General features: G+C 40.3%; 8 protein-coding genes. 1 reads left to right on the forward strand and 7 read right to left on the reverse strand.

Going from position 1 to position 10,680, the window contains the following annotated elements; translation table 11 throughout:
* Window positions 1-58 precede the first annotated feature (58 nt).
* The 3 genes from FN809_RS15485 to fbp form a co-directional block, all read right to left on the reverse strand.
* Window positions 59-1,033, reverse strand: a complete 975-nt coding sequence (locus FN809_RS15485; protein WP_142534437.1) for a CAP domain-containing protein — start codon at window positions 1,031-1,033, stop codon at window positions 59-61.
* A 222-nt stretch (window positions 1,034-1,255) separates the two neighbouring features.
* A complete protein-coding gene (locus tag FN809_RS15490) occupies window positions 1,256-2,626 on the reverse strand; it encodes a sensor histidine kinase (protein WP_185957582.1) in 1,371 nt (456 codons plus the stop codon).
* 118 nt (window positions 2,627-2,744) lie between these two features.
* Window positions 2,745-3,758: a class 1 fructose-bisphosphatase gene (gene fbp, locus FN809_RS15495; RefSeq protein ID WP_142534439.1), complete on the reverse strand. Its 1,014-nt coding sequence runs from the start codon at window positions 3,756-3,758 to the stop codon at window positions 2,745-2,747.
* A gap of 164 nt (window positions 3,759-3,922) precedes the next feature.
* Here fbp and FN809_RS15500 point away from each other — a divergent pair, with 164 nt between their 5' ends.
* On the forward strand, window positions 3,923-5,191 hold the full coding sequence (locus FN809_RS15500) for an aspartate kinase (protein ID WP_142534440.1): 1,269 nt from the start codon (window positions 3,923-3,925) through the stop codon (window positions 5,189-5,191).
* A 204-nt stretch (window positions 5,192-5,395) separates the two neighbouring features.
* Here FN809_RS15500 and FN809_RS15505 read toward each other — a convergent pair whose 3' ends face one another.
* The 4 genes from FN809_RS15505 to FN809_RS15520 form a co-directional block, all read right to left on the reverse strand.
* Window positions 5,396-6,481: an alkene reductase gene (locus FN809_RS15505; RefSeq protein WP_142534441.1), complete on the reverse strand. Its 1,086-nt coding sequence runs from the start codon at window positions 6,479-6,481 to the stop codon at window positions 5,396-5,398.
* A 267-nt stretch (window positions 6,482-6,748) separates the two neighbouring features.
* Entirely contained in the window at window positions 6,749-7,237 is a 489-nt protein-coding gene (locus FN809_RS15510) for a hypothetical protein (protein ID WP_142534442.1), read from the reverse strand.
* 114 nt (window positions 7,238-7,351) lie between these two features.
* Window positions 7,352-8,689: a dihydroorotase gene (locus FN809_RS15515; RefSeq protein WP_142534443.1), complete on the reverse strand. Its 1,338-nt coding sequence runs from the start codon at window positions 8,687-8,689 to the stop codon at window positions 7,352-7,354.
* Between the two features lie 160 nt (window positions 8,690-8,849).
* A complete protein-coding gene (locus tag FN809_RS15520; protein WP_142534444.1) occupies window positions 8,850-9,611 on the reverse strand; it encodes a polyprenol monophosphomannose synthase in 762 nt (253 codons plus the stop codon).
* Between the last annotated feature and the right edge of the window lie 1,069 nt (window positions 9,612-10,680).

The following is a 10,680-nucleotide window of genomic DNA, read 5'->3' on the forward strand; positions in this document are numbered from 1 at the left end:
GAGTTGAAACCACTCTGCTTTATGTGTCCTCCTTCATTCGGGGGAGTTACAGGGGGCTTTACTTTACCTCAATCACCACTCCCGAGGCCTGTACTTTATTTTTGGTGGATGCCGGGCCTGTTATAAAAGGCTCGTCATCCAGGTAGATTTGTATATAATACAAACCTTTTTTCTGAAAAGTAAACGCTAAGGGTATAAATCCCTGATCATTAATTACAGGTAAATCCCAGGGTAGTATTTTGTGAGCCAACTCATCACTATAGTCATTGTAACTCATCTGCCGGTTAATGGCATCGGCATTCATTTGAGCCGGAAACTTTTCGTAATATGCCAATGCCATATGTAGATGTTTTCCTTTTTGCGGTTGAACGGGGAGCAATACTTTTGAGTTCACTTTTACTGTGGCATTAAAGTCATCGAACTTTAGATATCGGTCTAAAAACTCTTCGTAATATCTGAATTGATTTTTATGAAGGTAAAAGCCAATGCCTATATAATTGTGATGAGGGTGGATACAGTTTAGTTTATGGCCATCGTTAGGCGCACGTTCCGCCATAAAGGCATTGTGTGCCTGCTGCATGTAGCTTGCAATATGTTCCGGCTTAGAGGGTAAAAACTCGGTTGAAGAGAGCGCAGAGGCATTTTCTGTTACGTGTGCTGTGCCTCCGGCAAGCGCATAACGGTAATAAGGCGATTCGCCCTTTAAGTTATAATGCCCCATAAAATTGTTGGTGGCTGCCTCTCGGGCTATTTTATTGGCAACACGTGAGGCCAAAATATCCAATTCTACCATGGGTTGGTGGTGCTTTTTTCGCGAAGCATTGATGTGAGCCAACTGGTTTAACTTAAGGAGGAGTGCATTTTTGTCGTCTTTGTACGCTATTAATCTGTTTTCCTTGTGATTAAGGTTTTCGTATTTTTTAACTTCCGATTCAGATAGATCATACTTAATTATATCCTTCGCATAAACAAGTGTGTTTGCAAAAAGTGCTACCACAAAAACCAATAACGTTAAAATGTATCTTATAAACATGTTCTCTTTTTATTTATAAACGATGAATAAAGAGCTTTGTTTTGTAACAATGCTATTCTGCTCTTTCCGCTTACTGCTTTCCTCTTTCCGCTCACACACTTCCCATTCACAGACATTACACCTTTGCTTTACATGCTGCTATTCCCACTCGGAGCACAATTCCTTCTGATCCAAATCAGTCGAATTCCCCTATTCCAGGCGCTTTACGTTGTGTGGTTTACGCTATACGCTATCTGCCACGTGCGTAACACGCATCTCAGGATATATTGGTAAAACAAAGAAAAACTTACTGCCCACATTTCTCTTGCTTTCTATTTGCATTTTGCTGTTATGTTTTTTTAGTATGTCGTTGCATATAATCAGGCCTATTCCGGCACCTTTTTCGCTATGCGTACCTTTTTTTACATGATGAATTGTGGGGTTTAGTACTTTGTCAATGTCTTTATCGTGCATGCCAATGCCATTGTCTTTAACGGCAATTTCTATTTCGTTTTCGCCTATTTGCCTGGCGCTTAAATGAATCTCGCCACGCGACCTCGTAAATTTAATAGCGTTAAAAATCAGATTACGTATAATGGTGGCTATCATTTCTTTATTGCAATATACCATTGCATTTCTGGGGTAGGAATGTGTAATTTTTATTCCCTTTTGCGAAGCAATTTCGCGATATAGCGATCGATTCTCAGCAAATATAGGGCCTAATTTATAACGTTTGGGTTTGTGTTCGTACTCGTTAAGTTGTGTTTTGCTCCAGTTTAATAAATTGTTCAATAAGTTGTAGGTTCTACGTACATGCAAATAAATCTTTTCAATATCATCTTTCCTGACCTTAAATTCTTTGCCGTCGTTACGAAGTAAAATATCAAAATAGCCTATGAGCGAGGTAAAGGGACTGCGTAAATCGTGTGAAATAATACTAAAAAAACGATCCTTGGTTTCATTGAGGTTTTCCAGAGTATCTTTTTGATCGCTTATTTTTACTATTTCCTTTGTTATATTCTTTTGGGCACAAAACAACTTAAATAAAAAGCGGTCGATTACTAAACCTGCCATTGTAAATAATCCTGAAGCTACAATTACATAGGTGCTCGACCTTACAAACAAATGAGAGTTATAGGTAGGTAACTCGTGTACAAAAACCGAAATCAATATAAATAAAATAGCCGATAGGGCAATGTATAGGTTGATTAACAGTACCTTGCTCATGGATAAGCCAAGCATAGCCAATGATATAACCAGAATTGTGTAATACGAATCTAAGGTGTCATAGCCAAGTATGTGGTATGCGTAGGTAAGTGTAATGTTAAGGCTAACTCCCAAAAAAGCCGTTGCATTGATTGTTCGGATATAGGGTACACATTTATCAATAAATGTACATACATAAGCGGCTATCAGTAAGGGTAGGCCTGCAAAAAAGCTTAGACTTGCTAAGGTGCTGAATGGCTTTGATGTGCCATAGCTGTGTAAAACGGCAAATATAGGGTACAAGCTCATGTACATTAGTAATAAATTACGAATGTATTGCTTGTTGTTCTCAAACAGCCATCGCGTGTATTTACGCGTAATCTCTCTCCTCTTTCTACTACAATTCATAATACTTTTTCTCCTACAAAAAAACTGCATATTTTTAGTTGGTAACTAAAATATACAGTTTATTGATTTGTGATAGTAATTTGGTTTTTTGCTGTGCTTCCCAATAGGTACGGTACACTTATCCAAATACTTGAATAAATTCTTCAACTTTATTTACCATGTTGGATGAGCCACAGAAAAACGGTGTACGTTGGTGAAGGGATAATGGTTTCGTTTCCATGATACGATTTTTTCCATCCGTTGCCCTTCCACCGGCTTGCTCAATAATAAAGGCGATGGGATTGCACTCGTAAAGTAGACGCAATTTGCCGTGTGGTGCGTTGTCAATTACAGGATACATAAAAATACCGCCCTTTAGTAAGTTCCGATGGATGTCCGACACCAATGAACCGATATAGCGCGAAGAATACGGGCGGTGGCTCTTCTCGTCCTTCTCCTGGCAATATTTAATATACTGCTTAACCCCTGCCGGAAATTTCAGGTAATTGCCCTCATTGATAGAATATATAGTGCCGTTTTCAGGTGTCTTTATTAAAGTATTCGAAAGGCAATACTCTCCAATGGATGGATCCAGCGTAAAACCGTTGATGCCCTGCCCCGTGGTATAAACCAGCATTGTAGACGATCCGTATAATATATACCCTGCCGCTACCTGTTCGGTTCCCGGCTGTAGAAAATCGTCCATGGTAGCCTTTTCACCAATCGGGGATTTTCGTTTGTAGATTGAGAAAATTGTGCCGATGGAAACGTTGACATCAATATTGGATGAGCCATCCAGGGGATCCATCAAAAATACATATTTTCCCTTGCGTGCAACATCATCATCGAACAGGATAAAGCTTTCGTTTTCTTCCGAGGCAATGGCACATACTTCGCCACACGAATGGAGCGAATTGATAAAGTGGTCGTTGGCAAATACATCCAGTTTTTTTTGATCTTCGCCCTGAATGTTGGAAGTTCCCATCTCGCCCAGGATATCAACCAAACCCGCTTTGTTTACTTCGCGGTTCACTATTTTTGCCGCTGTGCCCACATGGTGGAGCAGATGTGTCAGGTCGCCTTCGGCATCCGGAAATTGTGCCTGACTGTTAAGGATAAACTCATTGAGGGTGGTAACTTTAAATGGATTCATAATATAAATTTTTAGCTGTAAATATAGATTGGATTTATTTTAAGGATAATTTACGGTAGATATGCTTTCCCACTACTGATAAAAATCACCTGTTATCATTAACATGGGCAGAATATTTAAAAGCTTTGTTTACTATCTTTGTCTTTAAGGTTAAAATAATATGTATGGTTCAAATTTATAAGTTTGGTGGAGCATCGGTTAAAGATGCTGCTGGTATTAAAAATGTATGTAATATTATTAAAAGTGGCACAAAGCCCCTGGTTGTTGTTATCTCCGCTATGGGAAAAACAACCAATGCGATGGAGGAAATAATAGAGGCTTATGTTGCACAAAATCAAGAACAATTAAAATTAGCTTACCAGGCTGTTATCGATTATCATAACCCCATAGTAGTAGATTTGTTTGGCGACCAACACCCTTTTTTTAACATTTATAACAAACTGTTAAACGAGTTGTGGCAACGCTTGCAGCTTCGGCCTACGGGAAGGTACGACCTGGATTACGATCAGATTGTACCTTTTGGCGAACTCATTTCAACACATATCGTTAGTGCATATGCCAATAGCATACACATCCAAAACCAATGGATGGATGCACGAAATATAATAAGAACCGACAAGAATTATCGTAATGCAGAAATCAATTGGGGGCTGAGTGCACAGCTTGTGCGTAAATCAATTGATTTTCAGAAGCAATCGATTTATATTACCCAAGGGTTTATTGGTGCTACTCTTAGTGATATGAGTACCACTTTGGGGCGCGAAGGTTCCGATTACTCGGGTGCGGTGCTTGCCCATATTTTAAATGCCCAAAGCCTGACTATCTGGAAGGATGTGCCCGGTGTGCTCAATGCCGATCCGCGCTGGTATCCGTTGGCACAAAAACTCAACGAAATATCGTACCCCGAAGCCATCGAACTGGCTTATTACGGCGCGCAGGTAATTCATCCTAAAACCTTAAAACCCCTGCAAAACAAAGATATCCCATTGTATGTAAAGTCGTTTTTGGATGCTGGCCTGTCCGGGACTGTTATAAAATCCTTGAAAGGGGCAGTTGATATACCGGTTTACATTCTCAAAAAAGAGCAGCTCTTTATTACCATATCGCCCAAAGATTTTTCGTTTATTATGGAAGATAACCTTAGTGCCATATTTGCTATATTCAGCCAACATAAAATCAAGGTAAACCTGATGCAGAACTCGGCACTTAATTTTTCGGTATGCATAAATGAACCGCGCGATATGGGCAGTCTGTTAAAAGCTTTGCAAACGGACTTCACAGTCCGTTACAACGATCACGTAGAATTGGTTACCATCCGGAATTATACCCCTGAAGCCATAGCGCTTGTCACTAAACAAAAACAAATTATTGGCACCCAGTTAAGCCGCAATACCGCACGTTATGTTTTAAAAGAAAGTGAGTGGATGTTTTAACCGACTAAATATTAGCGGTTAGAACGTTTAACTTACCTTTTAAAATACGAAAGGGTTTTAGTTTGATAACTCACTCCGTAACTCATTCGCATCACAATTGTTAATTAACCTTGTTTTACTAATAGCTCAAATTTAACGCTTGTAAATTAAGTTTTATAGTCAATTATAAACAAAACCTGGCAGCTAAATATGCCAAAGGTAACGCTATCCGTTCTTTATAATATAAGGATAATCGGTATATCCTTTTTCGCCAGGAGTGTATAAAGTATTGAAATCAGCTGTCTGCAGTGCAATATTGTTCTTCATCCTGTATACCAGATCGGGGTTGGATACAAAGGGGCGACCAAAAGCTATCAAATCGCTCATGCCGGAAACAAGCGCTTTATTGGCTGATTGAGCGTCAAATCCACCACTAGCAATGATGGTTCCACCAAAGGCAATCTTAATTTTATCTTTAACTGATGTTGGCACCTCGGGTGCGCCCATATCCGATTGATCCACAATATGGATGTATGCCAGTTGTAATTTCTTCAGCTCTTTTGCCAGATATTCATATGCATCCTCCAAACCATCAAAAGCCACCATATCATTAAAAGCACCATACGGCGAAACGCGTATGCCGGTTTTGCAGGCACCTATGGCGGCGGCAACTTTTTGTGCTGTTTCTATAACAAAGCGGCTACGGTTTTCAAGGGATTTACCGTATTCATCTGCACGCTGATTTGTACATGGGTTGATAAACTGATCCAATAAATAGCCGTTGGCAGCGTGCAGTTCTACCCCGTCGAACCCTGCTTCTATGGCATTTTTTGCAGCCTGCACAAATTCTTCCTGTGTTTGTTTAATATCGGTAAGTGTCATGGCCTGTGGGGTGGGGTAGGGCTGTAGACCATTTTTATCGCTGTATATTTCGCCCGTCATCCCTATAGATGAGGGAGCCAGCACTTTTGTTCCTACGGGCATATTATCCGGATGGGAAACACGACCCGTATGCATTAGTTGCACAAATATTTTAGCCTTGTAGGTGTGTACCGTTTCTGTTATCTGTTTCCATGCTTCCGTTTGCGCCTTATTATAAATGCCCGGAATGCGGGGGTAACCCACTCCATTAGCCGAAGGGGAAGTGCCCTCGGTAATAATCAAGCCGGCACCGGATCGCTGGCCGTAGTATTCTGCCATCAACTTGTTGGGAATATGGTCAGCGGTGGCTCTGTTACGGGTCATGGGAGCCATAACCACTCTGTTTTTTAATGAAAGTGGGCCTAAGTTGTAGGTATCGTATAATAACATGCTAAGTGTTTTTTGTGATAAATTGGGATTTAAGAGCAGAATGATCTTTTGTAGCATCTATCCTATAATTCCTTTTTCCTCAACAAACAGCAACTCATGTAAAAAGTTCGTCAGAACTTCAACTTTCCACTCGCAATGCGTGTCGTATTTTTACATGTTGTTATGTTCGTTAGAGCTGCATATTCTTATACGTTGTTGTCACACGGGCTTCAATGCTGTAAATCATAACTCGCTGCCATCGCCCCCGGCTTATCATCGTTGCACAGCTTACAACTTTATATAAAAAGCAGCCTTATAGCCTCTTAGTTCGTTGGCCTCATTGTACAGTTCGTAGGCCAATAATATGGAGTGTATTTGTTTTTTTAATATTAAGTTGTTTTTATTGTAGCGCCATGTTTCGGTAAACTGCAACTTGCCTATTCTATTGCGGGTATAGCGCTCATCTGCTTCCATCGCTTTGATATCCTCGATGGACAATGCTTTGTTGGTATAATAATGATATGCTTTTTTTTTGCCCGAATAAATCATATCAAATAAATCATCTACCATTTTTTTATGTTGCACATCTTTAACTTTAGTTGTTGCCCATTCATCCAGGGGGTTTGGATTGCTGATTAGCACCTCATAAATAATGGTATCGGCCCAAGCTGTGCTGTTCATATCTCCTGAGGATACCTCCTGCTTCTTGTCTTCACAGCCAAGCAAACACAAAAGCAATACGGCCATTATCCCCAAAAATTTTAATGCTGGTTTCATAATCAATACTATCCGTGATCTTATCTAATTGTGTGGCGTATTCTCCTTTCCACTAACTAAGTTCCCTTTTTATTTTACATTGTTGTTACGCTTCCCATTGCACCTTGCATCATGCTACGCAAATATTAGTCTCTCCCCTTTTTTATTTTCGTTAAAAACACCATTGTTATATGCCAGATGACCGTTTACAAAAGTGTGGCTCACGGCATGGGCAAACGCTTGCTGTTCAAAAGGACTCCAGGCACATTTCGAGAAAATATTGTCCGTAGAGACAGTCCATTTTTTATTGGGATCCACAATAACCAAGTCGGCTTTATATCCTTTTCGTATAAATCCGCGCTCCTTTACCCGGAACAATTTGGCAGGCGCATGGCACATTTTATCCGCTACTTGTTCATAAGTAAAAACTCCTTGATTCACCATTTCGAGCATAGCCACTAAAGCATGTTGTACCAGAGGACCTCCGGATGGAGCTTTAAAATACGATCCTTTTTTTTCCTCTTTTGTATGCGGGGCATGGTCGGTAGCCACCACATCCAGTGTCCCATTCTTTAATGCCTCTCTCAAAGCGTCACGGTCTTTTCGGGTTTTAATGGCAGGATTCCATTTAATGTTGGCACCATAATTTTTGTAGTCCTCATTGGTAAACCAAAGGTGATGCACACATGCCTCGCCCGTTATTTTTTTATCTTCAATAGGCATATCCTTATCCAATAAAGCCAGTTCTTTGGCTGTTGTTAAGTGCAATATATGTAGGCGTGCACCATGCTTTCGCGCCAGAGTTGAGGCCTTAAGCGACGATTTATAGCAAGCCTCTTCCGAACGGATTAAATGATGCATCTCAAAAGGAACCTCCTCGCCATACTTATCTTTGTAAGCCCTTAAATTGGCCTGTATCGTATCTTCGTCTTCGCAATGCGTAGCAATTAAAGTGGGTGCTTTGGCAAAAATGGCCGACAGTGTTGCTTCGTTATCTACCAACATGTTACCTGTGGATGATCCCATAAAAACCTTTATACCACAAACTTTTTTAGGATCAGTCTTTAATAGTTCGTTCAGATTATCGTTGGTAGCACCGATATAAAAGGAGTAATTGGCCAGCGATTTCTCCGAGGCCAGCTTGTATTTTCTCTCCAGCACCTCATGCGTGGTAGCCTGCGGAATGGTGTTGGGCATCTCCATAAAGGATGTAATCCCCCCGGCTACAGCGGCTCGTGCCTCGGTATATATATCAGCTTTGTGTGTCAGTCCGGGCTCACGAAAATGCACCTGATCGTCAATAATGCCTGGAAACAACAATTTACCTTTGCCATCAATACGCATGTTCGCTTCGGGCAAAGCATCCCCCTCTCCATAAACTTCTTTAATTCTATCGCCCTCAATCAACACGCTGCCCACAAATAATTTACCTTCGTTAACTATGCTTATATTCTCAATCAATAACAAACCCATAACTTAAAAAATAATTACAATTAATAAATGTACAATTTCTGGTTCTTGCCACAGTGCAATAACCGTCTGTACCCCCCCCTCAATATCACCCTGCGTCACACCCAAAACGCACGGAGTGTGCTTTTTCATCATCCTTTCTATTGAGGGCACGGGGCATCTATTATTTCCCTCCATTTGGAGCAAGCCGGGCGGGCTTCTCATACTTCTTAAACCAACTGCCCACCTTCATTTTTATCACGCCCCACACGGCCTCATTAAAAATTCCGCCACTCATTTTCGACGTCCCTTTTTGTCGGTCAGTAAAAACAATAGGTACTTCTACAATTTCAAAACCATATTTCCAGGTCGTAAACTTCATTTCTATCTGAAAAGCATAACCTCTCAGCTTAATCTTATCCAACGGAATGGTCTCCAAAGTGTTACGTCGATAGCATTTAAACCCCGCTGTGGTATCCATAATTTTCATGCCCGTAACCATGCGTACATATACCGAAGCAAAGTACGACATTAACACCCTCCCCATAGGCCAGTTCACCACGTTAACTCCCGATTTATATCGCGAACCAATAGCCAAATCGGCCCCATTTTTACAAGCATCGTATAAGGCAAGCAGTTTTTCTGGGGGATGCGAGAAGTCAGCATCCATCTCAAAAATAAATTCGTATTTTCTCTCTATCCCCCATTTAAAGCCAGTCAGGTAGGCCGTCCCCAAACCAAGCTTTCCTTTGCGTTCCAAAATATGAAGGCTACCCTCATATTTTTCCTTTTGAAGTCTTTTCACAATAGCTGCAGTACCATCCGGCGAATTATCTTCTATAATCAGCACATGAAATTCTTTGGGTAAATTGAACACTACGCCCAAAATATCCTCGATATTTTCTTTTTCGTTGTAGGTAGGAATAATTACTAAACTATCGCTCACGATACTATATTTTTATAAAATTAAGCCACGAATATACAACAACCCACAAATTTTAATATGCTTTCACTTAAAAATCTTTTCGTGGGCGTTCCCCTCCGTGCAATATTTCTTTTAATATTGCGGTTTGTGCTGTCGGGTCGGGCTTTCCGCTATAATCTTTTTGCTCGTACCACACAAAAAGGATTTCCGCTGCAATCCCTAACGCAATGAGGTTCCGGTCTGCTAACCCTACCTTACGCTGTCGGGTGTATTCATATCTGCAAAAGACAAAGCTCCAACCTCTAATCCCTAACTCCTAACTTCCAACCTCTAACTTCTAACTTCTAACTTCCAACCTCCAACCTCCAACCTCCAACCTCTAATCCCTAATGTCTCGTCGCTCAATTCCGGTAAATATTTTTTTTCTTACGCTAACCATTTGGCGTGTTAGCTTTTAAGTGATATGTTACTCTTCTGCTTAAAAAAAACTTGCGATTAATATTTGGAGGTTAAAAAATAAAGCAGTTATTTTGCATCCGCTTTTGGGAAACACGATGGGTTAACGAGCCTGTTTCGCTCCCTAAAAAAACGCCTCACTTTTTTGCAACATAAGAAGATGGCAGGTGCTTAGGAAGGCAGCGCGTTAAAAAGCAGTTATAACAACATGTTGAGAGGGCCAAAACCGTTTTATGGCGGTATTGCTTTGGAGTAAAAAAGTGACAAAAAAACTTCCATTTATTTCAAAAAAACATTTGGAACTTAAAAATTAAAAACGTTATCTTTGCAGCCGCAAATGACAGAGTTAATTTAATGAAATAGCTCACAGCATCCCCCGGATGGAATGCATTACTTTTTTTAAGAAAAGAAAATGCTTAGGTTAAACGGGAAAACGCAAGTGTTTAAAGCGAATAACAAGATTTAGAATTGGGCCACGGCTCAAGACGAAATAAAAAGAAGTCAGATGTTAACTGTTCACTGTTAACTGTTTACTGTTCACTGTTCACTGACACAAAAGTTCTTTGAAAATATTGGAATGCACAAAAGGAAAAAAAAGTAGAGTGATTCTTTGAGCAAAACTCTTGTAAAGAAT

This window comes from Saccharicrinis carchari (assembly GCF_900182605.1).
In the GTDB taxonomy this organism is placed as follows: Bacteria; Bacteroidota; Bacteroidia; order Bacteroidales; family Marinilabiliaceae; genus Saccharicrinis; species Saccharicrinis carchari.

Bases quoted from the DNA above. Each gene is read 5' to 3' on its own strand.
- FN809_RS15505 (WP_142534441.1), bottom strand. From the start codon at position 6,481: ATGTTATTATACGATACCTACAACTTAGGCCCACTTTCATTAAAAAAC.
- fbp (WP_142534439.1), bottom strand. From the start codon at position 3,758: ATGAATCCATTTAAAGTTACCACCCTCAATGAGTTTATCCTTAACAGT.
- FN809_RS15485 (WP_142534437.1), bottom strand. From the start codon at position 1,033: ATGTTTATAAGATACATTTTAACGTTATTGGTTTTTGTGGTAGCACTT.
- FN809_RS15510 (WP_142534442.1), bottom strand. From the start codon at position 7,237: ATGAAACCAGCATTAAAATTTTTGGGGATAATGGCCGTATTGCTTTTG.
- FN809_RS15500 (WP_142534440.1), top strand. From the start codon at position 3,923: ATGGTTCAAATTTATAAGTTTGGTGGAGCATCGGTTAAAGATGCTGCT.
- FN809_RS15515 (WP_142534443.1), bottom strand. From the start codon at position 8,689: ATGGGTTTGTTATTGATTGAGAATATAAGCATAGTTAACGAAGGTAAA.
- FN809_RS15490 (WP_185957582.1), bottom strand. From the start codon at position 2,626: ATGAATTGTAGTAGAAAGAGGAGAGAGATTACGCGTAAATACACGCGA.